This is a genomic window from Aeromicrobium panaciterrae (assembly GCF_039537165.1).
Lineage (GTDB): Bacteria > Actinomycetota > Actinomycetes > Propionibacteriales > Nocardioidaceae > Aeromicrobium > Aeromicrobium panaciterrae.
In genome coordinates this window covers 88,818-105,600 of record NZ_BAAAZZ010000002.1, presented here as the reverse complement: position 1 = coordinate 105,600, position 16,783 = coordinate 88,818, and the positions used below count along the sequence as shown (strand labels likewise).

Here is a 16,783-nt window from a genome sequence, read left to right as displayed (position 1 = left end):
GGTGAGCAAGACTCTTCCCGCCCGATTGACCGTGCTCCGGACTTCGCAGCTGACGCCGACGTTGCGCCGGGTGGTGTTCGGCGGCGACGGGTTCAGCGAGTTCGCCGAGCGAGATCTCGCCCTCAACGGGGGAGCCTTCACCGACAAGTACGTCAAGCTCGTCTTCCTCTCCGACGAGTTCGACTATCCCGAGCCGCTCAACCTCGAGCAGGTGCGCGAGACGATGCCGCAAGAGGCCTGGCCGGTGCTTCGCACCTACACGATCCGCAAGGTCGATCACGGGGCCCGGGAGGTTGTCGTCGACTTCGTGATCCACGGCGATGAGGGATTCGCCGGACCATGGGCCGCTGCGGCTCAGCCCGGAGACGTGCTGCACCTGCGCGGCCCGAGCGGCGCGTACGCTCCCGACCCGACCGCCGACTGGCACCTGTTCGTCGGCGACGAGGCAGGGCTGCCCGCGATCAGCTCGGCGCTCGAGGCATTGGAGCCGGGCGCCCGGGCCGTGGCGTTCGTCGAGGTCAACGGTCCCGACGACGAGCTGCTGCTCACGACCGCGGCGGACCTCGAGATGCACTGGCTGCACCGCGGCAGCGCCGGACCGGGAACCACGACCCTGCTGGACGACGCCCTGCGTGCCTGGCCGTGGCGTGAGGGACGCGCGCACGTGTTCGTCCACGGTGAGTCGGCGTTGCTCAAGAGCGTGCGCCCGTACGTCCTCAACGACCGTGGCGTGCCACGCAGCGATGCCTCGATCTCGGGCTACTGGCGACGTGGCACGACTGAGGAGGGTTTCCGGGTCTGGAAGTCGCAGCAGACCGAGGCGGTCGTCCGGCCGGGGGCTTGAGCAGCCCGCCGTGCCGCTAACCTCTACGGGTGACTGAACTGCGAAATGTGGCCGTGATCCTTGCCGGTGGCACCGGTACGAGGGTCGGTCTCTCGATCCCCAAACAGCTCATCAAGATCGCCGGCAAGACGATCATCGAGCACACCATCGCGGCTTTCGAGGCTTCGCCGGTGATCGACGAGATCGTGGTCCTGATGACCCCGGGCCACCTCGATCCCGTACGCGCGATCGTCACGGCTGGCGGCTACGAGAAGGTCACCCAGATCGTCGAGGGTGGCGTCACCCGCAACGACTCGACGAGCCGGGCGCTCGAGGCGCTGGGCACCGACGAGTGCAACGTGCTGTTCCATGACGCCGTTCGCCCGCTGGTGTCGCAGACGATCATCGCCGACTGCGTGGAGGCACTGCGTACGCACGAGGCTGTCGACACGGCGATCCCGTCGGCCGACACGATCGTCCAGGTCCACCCTGAGCCCGGGGCTGATGGGCATGATGTCATCGAGGACGTCCTCCAGCGCTCGCTGCTGCGCCGCGGACAGACGCCGCAGGCCTTTCGCCTCTCGGTGATCCGCAAGGCCTACGAGCTGGCGTGGAAGGACCCCGACTTCACCGCGACCGACGACTGCACCGTCGTGCTGCGCTACCTGCCTGACGTGCCGATCGCCGTCGTGCTCGGCCACGAGCGCAACATGAAGGTCACCGAGCCGATCGACGTCTACATCGCCGACAAGCTCTTCCAGCTGCACTCCGCCGATGCACCCGACCAGCTGAGCGATGACGACTACCGTGCGGCTCTCGCCGGCAAGACGATGGTCGTGTTCGGCGGCTCGTACGGCATTGGTGGCGACATCGCCGAGCTGGCCCGTGGCTTCGGCGCGACGGTGCACTCGTTCTCGCGCTCGACGACCAACACGCACGTCGACCGCCGCGACGACATTGCTGCCGCCGCCCAGACGGTGCTCAAGGACTCCGACACGATCGACTTCGTCGTCAACACCGCCGGCGTGCTCCCGATCGGCGATCTCGCCGACACGACGGAGGAGACGATCTTTGCGGCGACCGAGATCAACTACCTCGCACCGATCTTCATCGCCCAGGAGTTCTACCCGCACCTCGCGGCGTCCAACGGATCACTGCTGTTGTTCACCTCGTCCTCCTACACGCGCGGTCGCAAGGGCTACTCGCTCTACAGCTCGGCCAAGGCCGCCGTCGTCAACCTGACCCAGGCGCTCGCCGACGAGTGGGCGGGGGAGGTGCGGGTCAACTGCATCAACCCCGAACGTACGGGCACCCCGATGCGCACCAAGGCGTTCGGCGACGAGCCCGAGGGCACGCTGCTCAGCTCGATGGAGGTCGCCCGCCAGTCGATCGACATCCTGCTGGCCCAGCAGACGGGGCACATCATCGACATCCGCCGCGAAGACGGCCCCGCTGCGATCGGCGGCGGCAGCTAGCTCGCGGGCAGCTGACCACCTGGTTGGCGGTGACGTCGCAACCGAAAGGTGGCGTATTCGGTTGTGATTCCACCGATCCGGCCAAGGTCAGCGCAACAAGCGGCGGATCGGGCGCAGGATGACTGGTGGCAGGAAGTAGTGGCCCGCCTGGGCGGCCGTGCCGAACACGCGTCCGTGCTGGCGGATGCGTCGCGCCCAGGGCGCCGAGATGAACGCGGGTTGCGCGGCTTCACGGGCCAGGAACACGTCGGTGGCGCCACGGAAGTACGACGTGTCCCACACGGCGTGTGACGGTCGCTCGCCCGAGACGATCAAGGCTTCGATGCGGTCGGCGATCGTCTGGTTCGCGGGCCGCGTACGGCCGCCGAAGTAGCCGCTCATCCACTCGGCAGACGGCGTACCGATCTCGTCCTTGCTGATCTCCTCGAACGTGCGCAGCAGGCCGCTGTCGAGGAACACGTGGTTGCCGAAGCGTTCGTGCACGCCGAGGTCGAGCACCAGCGCCACCCGGCAGCCCCGGTCGAGAGCCTCGAGGCACGCCGTCGACGACATCGTGAGCAGCAGGTCGGTCGTCGGCAGCTGCTCGGTGATGGGGGTGTAGTCGAGGTGGAAGTTCGGCGGCAGCTCCCGACCCCGGAGCAGGTCCGCGGGATGGTGGGCCATCCGGTGGAACGTGTCCTCGCCCCGCCGGTGTCGCGGCTTGAGGATGACGTCGCGGTCCGGGTGCTCGAGTGCATACGCGATCAGCCGCTGGTAGACGTGCAACCGCTCGACCGGCGTCGACGGCACGGTCGGCTGGTCGGCGAACAGCACGCGCTTGATCTCGCCGCCTCGCTCGGGCTGCGGAGATGACGACAGGAACGGCAGCCCGGTCAGCACCAGGTTGTCGCTGGGCAGTCCAAGCGTGCCGGCGGTGTCGCGGAAGTACTCCAGGTCGTGCGCGGAGTTGACCGCGATGACATCCGTGCCGGCCCGGTCGAGGTAGCCCGCCGTGACTTTCTCGATGATGATGCCGACCCATCCCGACACCACGATCGGTCCTGCCACGCCCGGCCGACGCGCCGTGGCCATGTCGATGCTGAGGCGTTGCGTCATCGGCCCGGCCAACGAGCACACCACGATGTCACTGCGGAGCGCCTCGGCGACCAGGTCGTCCCACGCGAGGTGGTCGACATGCTCGAAACCGGCGTCCTTGATCTGTTGGACCGACAACGCCGATCGAGTGTCGGGCACGACGACACGGCACTCGGTGCCCCGCTGGACCAGCTCGTCGCGTATGCCAGCACACCACTTCAGCTGCGAGTCGAACGCAGCGATGAGCAGCGCTGATCGGGTCACCCCACGACCGTAACCGGATGAAACCGCCTCGAACGCGGTGTCGTATGCCAGTTCACCGACTGTTGGCTCGTCGTTCCCGCCCTCGTCGCCGCAGGACCCGGATGTCCCTGTCAGGACCCACGACGTTCCCTGACACGAGGTGTCGTGTTCATCGGCCGGTCGTTGTCGCTTCCTAGCGTCGAGAAGGACAGCAGGCAGCGAGATGCATCGACTCGGCAACCGCCAGATGGACGCGAAAGGAACCGCGTGAGCCAGGACCTCATGAACCCGCAGAGCGAGCTCGTGGAGCTCGGTGGCGTGTGTGCCGTGATCCCTGCGCGCGGTGGCTCCAAGGGGGTGCCACGCAAGAACCTCCGGCTCGTCGGCGGTGAGTCGCTGATCGCGCGGGCCGTACGTGCGGTCGCCGGTGTGTCGACGGTCGACGCCGTGTACGTGTCGACCGACGACGCCGAGATCGCCGATGCCGCCAGGAATGCCGGAGCACGGGTCATCGACCGTCCAACCGACATCGCCGGCGACACCGCCTCGTCGGAAGCGGCTCTGCAGCACGCGCTCGGCAAGCTGGAGGCAGTTCCCGAGGTCACCGTGTTCGTCCAGGCCACCAGCCCGTTCATCGACCGGGAGGCGCTGGAAGGCGCGATCGACCTGGTCCGCGCCGACGAGTGCGACGTGGCGTTCAGCGTGACCCGCTCGGACGTCCACCTGTGGCGAGCCGGCGTCAACGGGCCCGAGGGAGTCAACCACGACGCGAGCGGCCGGCTGCGGCGCCAGGACCGTGCACCGGAGTACGCCGAGACGGGTGCGTTCTACGTGATGCGCACGACCGGGTTTCTCGAGCACGGGCACCGGTTCTTCGGCCGCGTCGAGATGGTCGAGGTCGACCCGGTCGGTGCGCTGGAGATCGACACCGAGCACGACCTGCGGCTGGCCAGGCTCCTCGCCGCGGCCACGGACGCACCGATCGGCGCCCGGGCCGTTGTCACGGACTTCGACGGCGTGCACACCGACGACCGGGTCACGGTCGACGAATTCGGCATCGAGTCGGTCACGGTCAGCCGTTCCGACGGCATGGGCATCGCCCGATTGCGTCGCGCCGGCATACCCGTCCTGATCCTGTCGACCGAACGCAATCCCGTGGTCACTGCTCGCGGCACCAAGCTCGGTGTCGAGGTCATCGCGGCGTGTGACGACAAGCGTGCCGCCCTCGCCCGCTGGGCCGCCGGACGACAGATCGACCTCGGCGACATCGCCTATCTCGGCAACGACGTCAACGACGTCGCGTGCCTCAACAGCGTCGGCTGGCCCGTGGTGGTCGCCGACGCCCACCACGAGGCGCGTGCCGCCTCCCGCATCGTCCTTCGTCGCAACGGCGGCGAAGGTGCAGTCCGCGAGCTCGCTGACCGCGTGCTCGACTCCATCGCACCAACGAAGGGGCATGATCATGGCTGAATGGATCCAGATCGGCGAGGAGATCGTCGGGCACGGCCGACCCACGTACGTCATCGGCGAGATCGGCATCAACCACAACGGTGACATCGCCGTCGCCAAGAAGCTCATCGATGTCGCGGCCCTCGCCGGCGCGCAGGCCGTCAAGTTCCAGAAGCGCACTCCGCACATCTCGACACCCGAGGACATGAAGCACACCCGGCGTGAGACGCCGTGGGGCGAGATGAGCTACCTCGACTACCGCTACCGGGTCGAGTTCGAGCGCGAGCAGTACACCGAGATCGCCGCGTATGCGTCGTCGCAGGGCGTCGACTGGTTCGCGTCACCGTGGGACATCCCCTCGGTCGAGTTCCTCGAGTCGATGGGCGTCTCCACCCACAAGGTCGCCTCGGCCTCCGTCACCGACCTGCCGCTGCTCCGCGAGCTCGCCGGCACCGGCAAGCCGATCATCCTGTCGACCGGCATGAGCACGATGGAGCAGATCGACCGTGCCGTCGAGATCCTCGGCACCGAGCGCCTCGTCATCATGCACGCGACGTCGACCTACCCGCTGCCGCCCGAGGAGGCCAACCTCCTGATGATCCCGGTGCTCGCAGCGCGCTACCGGGTGCCGATCGGCTACTCGGGACACGAGCGAGGCCTGCAGATCTCGGTCGCCGCGGTCGCGCTCGGCGCCGTGGCCGTGGAGCGCCACATCACGCTTGATCGCACGATGTGGGGCTCGGACCAGGCGGCAAGCCTGGAGCCGCACGGGTTCATGAGCCTGGTACGCGACGTACGCGTCATCGAGAAGGCTCTCGGCGACGGCGTGAAGCGCGTCATGCCTGGCGAGCTGAAGCCGATGCAGCGCCTGCGCCGTGACCCGGACGCGACGGTCATCTCCGCATGAGTCGAGGGGACGACGGGGACACCCCGCGTGTCCTCGTCGTCACCGACTCCGACTCCTACGTCAAGTGGGGTGCGTCGCTGGCCAACCAGATTCCCAAGGACTGGTCGGTGCGCCTCGTGCTGGCGCGGAGCAACGCCGAGCCGAGCCGGCGCCAGCTCGCCGAGGCGCTGGAGGGCTCGCGGTTCGACCGTGACGAGCCCACCCGCGTGGGTCTTGCCGACCTTCGCCGGCTGCTCAGCGAGTGGCAGCCCGACGTGCTGGTCGCGGCCACCCGCGGCCCGGCCGTTCAGGCGATGATCGGATTGATCGCGAACGAGCCGGATCGCCCGGTCATCGTCAGTGGCCTCGCCGGGATCGCCGTTCCGGTGATCCCGTACGGGCTCGGCTTCCGGCGCGCCGTCGACCTGTTCGTCCTGCACAGCAAACGCGAGCTCCGTGAGTTCGCCGAGGCCAGTGAGCGGCTCGGCATCCCGCACACGTACGAGCTCGCGACGCTGCCGTTCCTCGCATCGGCGCCGAAGCCGGCCGAGTCCGACTCGATGCGTCGGCGCGATCGGGTCGAACCCGTACGCGATCGCATCATCTTCGCCGCGCAAGCACTGGTCCCTGCGCCCAGGAAGCAGCGCACCTGGCTGCTGCGCCAGCTCATCGAGACGGCACGTGCTCATCCGCACCTCGAGGTCGTGATCAAGGTTCGCGCCCGCGCCGGCGAGCCACAGACGCATGCCGAGCACTTCTCGTACGAGGAGCTGCTCGCCGGGCTGGCACACGAGGGCGAGCTGATCCCAGCCAACCTCGTGGTGGAGAGCGGTGCCATGAGCCGCCACCTGCAGCGTGCGGTCGGCCTCGTCTCGGTCAGCTCGACCTCGCTCCTCGAGGCCATCGCGGAGGGCGTCCCGGTGCTCGGTCTCACCGACTTCGGCGTGGGTGCCGACCAGATCAACCTCGTCCTGCTCAGGAGCGGGCTCCTCGGAACGGCGCGTGACCTGGTCGCAGGGTCGTTCCAGCACCCCGAGCCCGAATGGCTCGACGACAACTACTTCCACGACCTCGCCGACAACACCTGGCTCGCGGCCGTCGAGCGGCTGCTGGAGCAGCGCGCGACGTACGGCCTCTCGCCCTATCCGGAGCTGCCCGCGACGCTGCTGAACAGGACGAGGGAGTTCTTCTACCGGCACTTCGCATTCGCCTCGGAGCAGGGCAGCAGGGTCGAGATCATGGAGTCCCGGTTGCTCGCGATAGGCATCTGGGGCAACCGTCGCCGCGGCGAGCTCATCCGCGCCGCTGACCACTGCCGAGATTTGATGGGTTTTGGCCCGTTCGAGCGCGAGAGATGGGCCAAAACCCATCAAATCTCGGGGGTCAGGGGCCGGTGGCGCCGGTGATCTGCTTCTCGGCCCACTCGCGGTCGCGTACGGCCATGGCGTCCTTGCACGCCTTCACGAAGTTCTTGGTGGCGACGCCGCGCCTGGGGTTGCCGAGGTAGTAGGTGATGAGCTTCTTGCGCTGGGTCTTGGTCGGGTCCTTGGTCAGCTGCTCGTCGACCGCGGCCATGACGTCGTCGACGGCGGCCAGCTGCGGGACGATGATCATCAGCCGGCTCGGGGGATAGGGCACCTGCGGGGTGGTGACCAGCATCGGCTTGCCCGTCGGCAGCCAGTTGAGCGTCACCGCCGACACATCGGTGATCAACAGGTCGGCGTCTGCGAACGACTTCTCCAGCGGCACGTCGGTGTCGATGCGCTCGGCGAGCAGGCGTACGGCCTTGTCGGCCTCGCCGTAGGACGCGCTGATGACACCGTTGAGCGGGTGGGGCCGGTAGATCACCCGGTAGTGGCCGACCAGCTCCCGCATGATCTTCTCGCCGTGCGTCTCGAGCGACCCGTAGGACACCGACGGCTGTGAGGCCTCCCACGTCGGGGCGTAGAGCACCGTCTTGCGACCGTCGGGGGACGGCTCGGGCTCGAACTTCTCGACGCCATCGAGCTGCGGCTGACCGATCAGCACGCTGCGGGCCTCCGCGTCGTACTGCATCACGGCGGACAACGTACGGTCAAGCGCTGCCTGGCCCGCGAGGAAGCACAGGTCGTAGGCCTTGACCTGGTTGGACACCGACACGCCCTTGTCGCTGTCGCCGTGCCCGAGGTAGACGTGAACCATCGAGCTGAACCGCAGCGACTCGAAGTTGACCGGATCGTGGTTGACGTAGAGCGCGAGCTTGACCTCGCTCAGCGACAGGATCTCGTCGAGTTGGCCGTAGCGGGCCAGGGTCACGCACTCGAAGTCGGTCTCCTTGCGCACGACCTTGGCGGTGCGGGAGTCCTTGAACACGATCACGATCGGGTGGACCGCACTCAGCGCCTTGAGTGCGTGGTACCAGGGGCGCAGCTGGTAGAGGCTGTCCTTGGTGGTGGGGAAGTAGACCATCACCTGCTGGTCGAACCGCTTGCCGAGCCGGTCCTCGTCGGTGACCTTGTCGGGCATTCCGGCCGGCAGGAAGCGCGAACGGCGCAGGCGCTTGATCGCCCACAGCTGCAGGCGACGGGTGAGGCCGACCCTGGGCTCAGACGCCATCGTCGACCAAGGTGGCGCCGTCGGTGAAGTGCGGGGCGAGCTTGTTGTCGTACATGCTCAGGGCCGATCCGATCGCCATGTGCATGTCGAGGTACTGGTAGGTGCCGAGACGACCGCCGAACAGCACGTCGGACTCGTTCTTGGCCAGCTCCCGGTATGACAGCAGCCGCTCACGGTCCTGCGCGGTGTTGACAGGGTAGTAGGGCTCGTCGCCGGACCCGTCGAGGTTGGTCTCGGCGAAGCGGCTGTACTCGCGCATGATGATCGTCTTGTCGGCGGGATAGTCGCGCTCGGGATGGAAATGGCGGAACTCGTGGATGCGCGTGTAGTCGATCGACTCGTCGGCGTAGTTCATGACAGGGGTGCCCTGGAAGTCTCCGATCGGCAGCACCTCGGACTCGAAGTCGAGCGTGCGCCACGACAGGTCGCCGTGCTTGAAGTCGAAGTAGCGGTCGATCGGGCCCGTGAACACGACCGGGATCCGGCCCACGACGCCGGCCTTGTTGTATGGCTGCGACTCGTCGAAGAAGTCGGTCCCGAGTGTCACCGTGATGTTGGGGTGCTCGGCCATCTTCTCCAGCCAGGCGGTGTAACCGCCCGTCGGCAACCCCTCGTAGGTGTCTGAGAAGTAGCGGTTGTCGTACGTGTAGCGCACCGGGAGGCGGCTGATGATCTCCGGGGCCAGCTCCGTGGGATCGGTCTGCCACTGCTTGGCGGTGTAGCCCTTGATGAAGGCCTCGTAGAGCGGCTGCCCGATCAGCGATATCGCCTTCTCCTCGAGATTGGTCGGCTCGCCGTCGAGCACCGCGGCCTGCTCGGCGACCCAGGCGCGCGCCTCGTCGGGCGTGTAGGCGGCGCGCTGGAACTGGTTGATCGTGCCGAGGTTGATCGGCATCGGGAACACTTCACCGAGGTAGTTCGTGTAGACGTGGTGCACGTACGGCGTGAAGTCGGTGAACTGGTTGACGTAGTCCCAGACGCGCTTGTTGGACGTGTGGAACAGGTGCGCACCGTAGCGATGGACCTCGATGCCGGTCTCGGGGTCGACCTCGCTGTAGGCGTTGCCGCCGATGTGGGTTCGTCGGTCAATCACCTGGACACGAAGTCCCAGCTGGGTGGCGCAACGTTCGGCGATCGTCAGCCCGAAGAAGCCCGAGCCCACGACCAACAGATCCGGCTCTGCCGAGCCTGCAGAGTCAGCGTCCATGGGTCAATGGTGCCGGAACGTCGGCCGGATCCATCGGGCGCCACGTCTTGTCGCGCCAGAGTGCGCGGTTGGCGCGGAACCCGCGTAGGAGGTCACCGATGCCCTTGAGCGTGTGCTGGACCACCACGAGGCGGAAGATCTCCTTGGCGAACGTGAGCGCCGTGCCGAGGCCGAACCCGAGCCGGTTGAGCTTGCCGTACTCCGCGAAGTACTTGCCGACGTAGGCGCGGTTGCGGATCACGTGGAAGCGAAACAGGGGGCTGCCGTCATTGAGGTGGCGGATGCCGAGGTTGACCTGCTTCTGCTCACGCTTGCGCTTGAGCACGAACGCGTCGACGTACGCGACCTCGGTGTGCTGGGCGGCGAGCCAGGCGTACGCCGCGTCGTCCCACGAGATGAAGAAGCGCGGGTCGGGCAGGCCGATCTGACGGACGATGTCGGCGTGGATCAGCATCCCCTCGAACGTGCCGGAGTTGGTGATCGCGAATCCCTCGCGGTTGAACTGCCGGCCGCTGTAGGGCAGCGGCACTCCGAGGAACTCGTTGAACTTGGCCTGCCAGTAGAACGGGGTGCCGTCGAAGTCGTAGCGCCGGCCGTGGATGACCTTGAATCGCTCCATCCAGGGCGCGAACCGGCCGATCGCGTCGGGGAGGATCTCGACGTCGTCGTCCATCAGCCACACCCAGTCAGCGCCCCGCTCGAGCGCGACGCGGGTGCCCTCGCTGAACCCGCCGGAACCGCCGGTGTTGGTGTCGAGACGGTGGTTGATCAGCACTCCGTCGGGGAAGGATTCGCGCGCGTTCTCGATGACCTGCTGCGTGTCGTCGGTGCTGGCGTTGTCGACCACGACGATCGCGAACGGCACGGACTTCATCGTCGCCGCGCTGGCCAGGAGCTCCTTGAGAAACGTCGATCGGTTGTACGTCACGATCGCGATGGCGATCTTGCCAGGAGCCGAATTCACCCGAGCAAGTCTACCGGGTCTGCGCACACGGCCTGACCGCGCTCAGACTACGTCCGTGCGGCGTGCGGCTCGTTCCTCACTGCGTCCCAGCTGTCGCCGGGACGCCTTGCTTGCTACTGCTCGCTTTCGGCCGACGGCATCTCCTGCTCAGGTGTGGAGGTGCCGTCGCGGTAGGACGCGCGGTCGGTGTCGGAGCGCTCGATGAACGCGTCGATGGCCTCTCGGAACGCCTGGAGGCTTCGCTGCTCCTGCGGCCCCAGGAGATAGGTCGCCAGCTCGGCTCGTCGGCTCGCCTGCTCGTCGGCGACCTGCTGGGTCACGACTGCGATGAACTCCGCGATACCTCGGCCGTCGCGGCCGATGATCGTGCCGGCGCTGGTCGAGGGGTAGTCCTCACGGAACGCCGCGTCGTCGAGATCGGTGTGATTGAACACGGCGTACGGCTTCTCGCTGGCGAGGAAGTCGCTGACGACGCTGGAGATGTCGGTGATCATCGCGGAGGCCCGGTTGAACCACTCGTTGATCGAGCCGCCCTTGATGACGCGGTGGTCGACTCCCGTACGGGATGCGGCCTCGTCGATGAGGTCGGCGATGCGGGCAAGGTCGGCGCGGTACTTCGCGTCGCGCTGGCCGGTGAACGGGTGCGCCTTGAAGACGATGCGCACGGGTGGATCGGCGGCGAGCAGCGACTCGACGATCTTCTGGCCGACCGCGGACACCGAGGAATACTCCTGCTCGAGGTTGACGCCCTCCCAGGTCGGCGCATAGAGCACGGTGGGCACCGGTGCGTCACCCAGCCCGGGCTCACGTGAGATCGCGTGAACCTGCGGCCGCCCGACGAATCGGTACTGGTCCTCGTGGATCCCGAGCCCGGACCTCCTGTAGCGGTCGGCACCGGCGGCTCCCGCAACCCACAGCTCGTCGTACGCGCGTGAAAACGGGTTGTTGGAGGCGCTCTTGTCGGAGTCGCCGTGACCGATGAACGCACTCATCAGGGTGGGCAGGCGCAACAGATGGATGTTGTTGCCGGTGTTGGACGGGTAGAGCGCGATCCTGGCGCCGGAGAAGTCGAGCATCAGCAGCTCGCCCGCATCGGAGAGCTCGAGTGACGGAATGGTGGTCGATCCCATCTTGGTGAACAACGCGTGGTCGCGGATCACGATGAAGACGCGCCGATCGAGCGACTCGAGGCTCTCCAGCCACGTGTTGATCTGATAGGCAGCGGTCTCGGGGCCGCTGAGGTGCACGATGACCTCGGGCCGGTAGTCGTCGATGAAGTCCTGGACCTGACGCAACGGTGCCGTGAACCCCGTCGCGCGCTTCTGCTGGCGCAGGGCCCACGAGACCCTCATGTCGGGGATCGTCACGCTTGCGAGGATCGCCACCGCCCCGATGCCGAGCAGGAGCACCACGACCCACGGGCAGCCGAGCAGGGCAGGCGCGAGCACCAGCAGCTGGGTCGCCGCGACGTGGACGCTGCGGCGGCGGGGGGCGTCATGGATCTGGGGGTCGCCGGGGATGTTGCGGGTCTCCATCGGCTTGAGCGGGCCCACGCGCCGGTACTCCTGGTGCAACGCCCGTGCGCAGAGCGCGAGCGCATAGACGACGCACATCAGCGTGAAGAAGCGCCAGGCGGCGATGCCGTCGATCTGGTCGGCGGCGACCACCAGTCCGGCGATCACCCGCAACGCAAACCGCATCGGCATGCCGAGTGCTCCCTGGTCGAGGAGCTCGGAGGCCTTGGACGAGCGCTGCTCGAACACCAGCTCGCCGATGACCGACACGAACAGCATCGCCATCGCGGCGATCTCAAGGCCGACCACCGCGCACCCGATGGCGAGGAAGAGGGTGCCGACCGTGAGGAGAAAACCGGGAAGCTCTTCCGTCTTGCCCAGTCTGTCGAGGGTTGCCTTGGCAGTGCTGACGGGCGAGACCATGGGGGCGAATTTACACGGGGTGCGCACGACCCCCTGCGGTAACGTCGTGCCGTGCTCCGCCCGCTGAGGCTGAAGATCCCGGCCTCGATCTCCCATCCCGTGCGTCTGCTGCCGCTGACGTTCGCCGCGTTGATCGTCGTGGGCACGCTGTTGCTTCTCCTCCCGGTGGCACGCGCCGGTGAAGGATCGCCGAGCTTCATGGCGGCGCTGTTCACCTCGGCGTCGGCCGTCACGGTCACGGGCCTCGCCACCGTCGACACATCGTCCTACTGGTCGCCGACGGGTCAGGGCATCATCCTGGCGCTGGTCGAGATCGGCGGCCTCGGCATCATCGCCCTCGCCACGGTGCTCGGTCTGTTCATCGGCGGGCGCCTCGGGCTGCGTACGCGACTGGTCGCCCAGGCCGACATGCACGTCGTCAACATCGGCGAGGTGCGTCCACTGTTTCGTCGTGTCGCGATCACGATGCTGTTCTTCCAGACGATCACTGCGGTGGTGCTGACGATCCGCTATCGCGGCGCCTACTTCAGCGACCTGCCGACGGCGATCTGGCACGGCGTGTTCGACGCCATCATGGCGTTCAACAACGCCGGTTTCTCGCTCAACCGCGACAGCCTGACGGGCTATGCCGGAGACGGGCTGATCATCATCCCGATCTCGATCGCGGTGTTCGTCGGCGCGATCGGCTTCCCCGTGCTCGCCGAGCTGTTCCAGGAATGGCGTACGCCCGCGCGGTGGACGATCCACACCCGGCTGACCGTGTGGGGCTCGTTCGGGCTGCTGCTGATCGGCGCGGCCGCCTTCCTGCTGTTGGAGTGGAACAACCCCGACACCCTGGGCGGCTCGGCCTTCGGGCACAAGCTCGTGACCGGCATCGAGGGCGGCATCATGCCCAGATCCGGAGGCCTCAACAGCTTCGACTGGGGAGCCGTACGACCCGAGACGCTCAACATCGGCGTCATCTTGATGTTCATCGGTGGAGGCAGTGCGTCCACCGCCGGCGGCATCAAGATCACCACGTTCCTGTTGCTGGCCTACGTCATCTGGGCCGAGCTGCGCGGCGATCCCGACATCACGGTCGGCACCCGCTCGATCGGACCCCGCGTCGTGCGCACCGCGATCACGATCGCCCTGCTCGCGGTGATGCTGGTGACCGTGACGACGTTCCTCGTCATGCTGATGACCGACTTCGAGTTCGACGAGGTGCTCTTCGAGTGCACGTCGGCGTTCGCCACGGTCGGCCTCAGCACGGGCCTCACACCCCGGCTGCCGGCCGACGCCCAGCTCGTGATCATCGTGCTGATGTTCCTGGGGCGTGTCGGCACGATTGCCGCGGCGGGCGCCCTGGTGCTCCGGCGTAGGATTCCGCGTTATCACCTTCCTGAGGAGCAACCGATCATTGGCTAGAGATCGCAAGACCTCTCCGACCACCCCGGTCATCGTGCTGGGGCTTGGTCGATTCGGCTACGCCGTCGCCCGCTCCCTCGTCGCGCTCGGTCACGAGGTGCTCGCGGTCGACGAGCAGCCCGACATCGTGCAGAAGTACGCCAGCGACTTCACCCACGTCGTCACGGCCGACACGACCGACACCGAGGCGCTCCGGCAGATCGGCGCCGAGCAGTTCGAGGTCGCCGTCGTCGGCATCGGCACCGACATCGAGGCCAGCGTGCTCACGGTGCTGGGCCTGCTCGACCTGGGGGTCAAGGAGGTCTGGGCCAAGGCGATCAGCGGCAAGCACGCCGCGATCCTCGAACGGGTCGGTGCCACGCACGTCATCCGCCCCGAGTCGCAGATGGGCAAGCGGGTGGCACACATGGTCACCGGCACCATGACCGACTTCATCGAGTTTGACGAGGGCTTCGCGATCGCCCGTACGCGCGCACCCGAGCGGGCGCAGGACAAGACGCTCAAGGACGCCGCACTTCGCGCCGAGTTCGGGGTCACGATCGTCGCGGTCAAGGCGCACGGGAGCCACGACTTCTCGTACGGTCAGGCCGACACCTACATCTCGCCCGGCGACGAGCTGGTCGTCTCGGGTCCGACCGCCAAGGTCGAGGCCTTCTGCGCGATGCACTGACCAGGGTGCGGGTCCCGACAACCGGGAGTAGCCTCCGAAACGGGTCGCCAGGGGGGTGGCCGGTGAACGGAGTGGGACGTGCTTCCTGCAGCTGACGGCACCTTCAGGCTCGACGCCGACGTCTTCGACTACACGATCATCGCGCTGTACTTCGGTGTCGTGCTCGGCATCGGGGTCATGGCGAGACGGCAGATCTCGACCAGCCTCGACTTCTTCCTCTCGGGCCGTTCGTTGCCCGCGTGGGTGACGGGCCTGGCCTTCATCTCGGCCAACCTCGGTGCCGTCGAGATCATGGGCATGTCTGCCAACGGCGCGCAGTACGGCATCGCCACGGTCCACTACTTCTGGGTCGGTGCCATTCCCGCGATGCTGTTCCTCGGCGTCGTGATGATGCCGTTCTACTACGGCTCCGGCGTGCGCAGCGTGCCCGAGTTCATGCGCAAACGCTTCGGTACGGGCGCGCACCTGGTCAACGCCATCAGCTTTGCCGTGGCGCAGCTGCTGATCGCCGGCATCAACCTCTACCTGCTCGCCACGATCGTCAACCGTCTGCTGGGATGGCCGTTGTGGGTCTCGCTGGTCGTCGCGGCGGCGATCGTGCTGTCCTACACGGCACTCGGTGGACTGTCGGCGGCGATCTACAACGAGGTCCTGCAGTTCTTCGTCATCGTGGCTGCCCTGCTCCCGTTGACCCTGATCGCGCTCCACAAGGTCGGCGGTTGGGAAGGCATCAAGGACAAGGTCCAGCCCAACCAGGAGCAGCTCTCGTCCTGGCCCGCCACGGACCTGACCGGCATCGACAACCCCGTGCTCTCGGTCATCGGCATCGTGTTCGGACTCGGCTTCGTGCTCTCTTTCGGCTACTGGACGACCAACTTCGTCGAGGTACAGCGCGCCATGGCCTCCAAGTCGGTGTCGGCCGCGCGTCGTACGCCGATCATCGGCGCCTTCCCCAAGATGTTCGTCCCGTTCATCGTGATCGTGCCCGGCATCATCGCGGCGATCATCATCCCCGAGATCGCCGACCTCAAGTCGGGTCAGGGCGGGGGAGACGTGAAGTACAACGACGCACTCCTGCTGCTGATGAGAGACCTGCTGCCCAACGGCATGCTCGGCGTCGCGATCGCCGGTCTGCTCGCTGCTTTCATGGCAGGCATGGCCGCCAACATCTCGGCGTTCAACACGGTGTTCTCGTACGACCTGTGGCAGCAGTACGTCGTCAAGGACCGCGAGGACGGCTACTACACGCGCATCGGCCGCCTGGCGACCGTCGCGGCGACGCTGCTGGCGATCGGCACCGCCGCGATCGCGTCCAACTACTCCAACCTGATGGACTACCTGCAGACGCTGTTCGGCTTCTTCAACGCTCCGCTGTTCGCCACGTTCATCCTCGGCATGTTCTGGAAGCGCATGACGGCCACCGCCGGTTGGGTCGGCCTGATCTCCGGAACGCTCGCCGCCGTGGCGGTCGCGTTCCTCAGCGAGGACTCGTTCGGTTCAGCCAGCACCGGGGTCCTCGGCATATCGGGGCAGGGAGCGAGCTTCGTCGCCGCGGGCGCGGCGTTCGTCGTCGACATCGTCGTCAGCGTCCTGGTGTCGCTGCGTACGAGACCCAAGGCCGAGGCAGACCTCAAGGGTCTCGTCTACTCGCTGACGCCCAAGGATCAGCGAATCGACCCCGACGAGGGTGACACCTCGTGGTACCAGTCACCGACCAAGCTCGCCGGCATCGCGCTGGTGATGGTCATCGTCCTCAACCTGTTGTTCCTCTAGGAGACGCACATGGCTCACGAGAAGAAGGCGGCAGTAGCGGGCTTGTTCGACCTGCGATTCATCATCGGAGGACTGCTGACCGTCTACGGACTGATCCTGACGTTGCTCGGCATCTTCAACGCGACGGACGAGGAGCTGGCCCGCGGCGACGGGTTCAACATCAACCTCTGGGCCGGTATCGGCATGCTCGTGGTCGGCCTGCTGTTCGCCGCATGGGCACGCTGGCGACCCCTCGTCGTACCGCCTGATGCCGCCTCCACGGCACCGCCCGCCTGACCGG

The 16,783-nt window shown here is 67.0% G+C and carries 14 protein-coding genes; 9 read left to right on the top strand and 5 right to left on the bottom strand.

Going from position 1 to position 16,783, the window contains the following annotated elements:
• Position 1: 1 nt before the first annotated feature.
• A complete protein-coding gene (locus ABD683_RS00940) occupies positions 2–844 on the top strand; it encodes a siderophore-interacting protein (RefSeq protein ID WP_344766516.1) in 843 nt (280 codons plus the stop codon).
• Positions 845–873: 29 nt separating this feature from the next.
• Positions 874–2,298, top strand: a complete 1,425-nt coding sequence (locus tag ABD683_RS00935) for an SDR family NAD(P)-dependent oxidoreductase (RefSeq protein WP_344766514.1) — start codon at positions 874–876, stop codon at positions 2,296–2,298.
• Positions 2,299–2,385: 87 nt separating this feature from the next.
• On the opposite strand, the gene ABD683_RS00930 is transcribed toward ABD683_RS00935, so the two are convergent.
• Entirely contained in the window at positions 2,386–3,636 is a 1,251-nt protein-coding gene (locus ABD683_RS00930; protein WP_344766512.1) for a DUF6716 putative glycosyltransferase, read from the bottom strand.
• Positions 3,637–3,882: 246 nt separating this feature from the next.
• Here ABD683_RS00930 and ABD683_RS00925 point away from each other — a divergent pair, with 246 nt between their 5' ends.
• From ABD683_RS00925 to ABD683_RS00915, 3 genes are read left to right on the top strand one after another with little or no spacing between them, the layout of a single operon-like run.
• A complete protein-coding gene (locus ABD683_RS00925; RefSeq protein ID WP_344766510.1) occupies positions 3,883–5,085 on the top strand; it encodes a cytidylyltransferase domain-containing protein in 1,203 nt (400 codons plus the stop codon).
• Positions 5,078–5,971: an N-acetylneuraminate synthase family protein gene (locus ABD683_RS00920; RefSeq protein ID WP_344766508.1), complete on the top strand. Its 894-nt coding sequence runs from the start codon at positions 5,078–5,080 to the stop codon at positions 5,969–5,971. Before ABD683_RS00925 ends, ABD683_RS00920 begins: the two co-directional genes overlap by 8 nt.
• Positions 5,968–7,356 carry a DUF6716 putative glycosyltransferase gene (locus ABD683_RS00915; RefSeq protein ID WP_344766507.1) on the top strand — a complete coding sequence of 463 codons (1,389 nt, stop codon included), beginning with the start codon at positions 5,968–5,970 and terminating at the stop codon, positions 7,354–7,356. Before ABD683_RS00920 ends, ABD683_RS00915 begins: the two co-directional genes overlap by 4 nt.
• Here ABD683_RS00915 and ABD683_RS00910 read toward each other — a convergent pair.
• The 4 genes from ABD683_RS00910 to ABD683_RS00895 form a co-directional block, all read right to left on the bottom strand.
• A complete protein-coding gene (locus tag ABD683_RS00910; protein ID WP_344766506.1) occupies positions 7,334–8,545 on the bottom strand; it encodes a CDP-glycerol glycerophosphotransferase family protein in 1,212 nt (403 codons plus the stop codon). The genes ABD683_RS00915 and ABD683_RS00910 overlap by 23 nt on opposite strands.
• Positions 8,535–9,752 (bottom strand): UDP-galactopyranose mutase, encoded by a 1,218-nt coding sequence (gene glf / locus ABD683_RS00905; protein ID WP_344766504.1) that lies wholly within the window; start codon positions 9,750–9,752, stop codon positions 8,535–8,537. The genes ABD683_RS00910 and glf overlap by 11 nt, the downstream gene beginning before the upstream one ends.
• Entirely contained in the window at positions 9,742–10,716 is a 975-nt protein-coding gene (locus ABD683_RS00900) for a glycosyltransferase (RefSeq protein WP_344766502.1), read from the bottom strand. The genes glf and ABD683_RS00900 overlap by 11 nt, the downstream gene beginning before the upstream one ends.
• Before the next feature lie 113 nt (positions 10,717–10,829).
• The gene (locus tag ABD683_RS00895) at positions 10,830–12,653 is read right to left on the bottom strand and encodes a CDP-glycerol glycerophosphotransferase family protein (RefSeq protein ID WP_344766500.1); all 1,824 of its coding nucleotides are present in this window, start codon (positions 12,651–12,653) and stop codon (positions 10,830–10,832) included.
• 51 nt (positions 12,654–12,704) lie between these two features.
• Between ABD683_RS00895 and ABD683_RS00890 the strand changes: the two genes are divergently transcribed.
• The 4 genes from ABD683_RS00890 (at position 12,705) to ABD683_RS00875 (ending at position 16,779) form a co-directional block, all read left to right on the top strand.
• Positions 12,705–14,060, top strand: coding sequence for a TrkH family potassium uptake protein (locus ABD683_RS00890; RefSeq protein WP_344766498.1), 1,356 nt, complete (start codon positions 12,705–12,707; stop codon positions 14,058–14,060).
• Positions 14,053–14,730, top strand: a complete 678-nt coding sequence (locus ABD683_RS00885) for a potassium channel family protein (RefSeq protein WP_344766496.1) — start codon at positions 14,053–14,055, stop codon at positions 14,728–14,730. The genes ABD683_RS00890 and ABD683_RS00885 overlap by 8 nt, the downstream gene beginning before the upstream one ends.
• Before the next feature lie 78 nt (positions 14,731–14,808).
• Positions 14,809–16,503 carry a sodium:solute symporter family protein gene (locus ABD683_RS00880; protein WP_344766495.1) on the top strand — a complete coding sequence of 565 codons (1,695 nt, stop codon included), beginning with the start codon at positions 14,809–14,811 and terminating at the stop codon, positions 16,501–16,503.
• Positions 16,504–16,512: 9 nt separating this feature from the next.
• Positions 16,513–16,779, top strand: a complete 267-nt coding sequence (locus ABD683_RS00875; protein ID WP_344766493.1) for a hypothetical protein — start codon at positions 16,513–16,515, stop codon at positions 16,777–16,779.
• Positions 16,780–16,783: the final 4 nt, after the last annotated feature.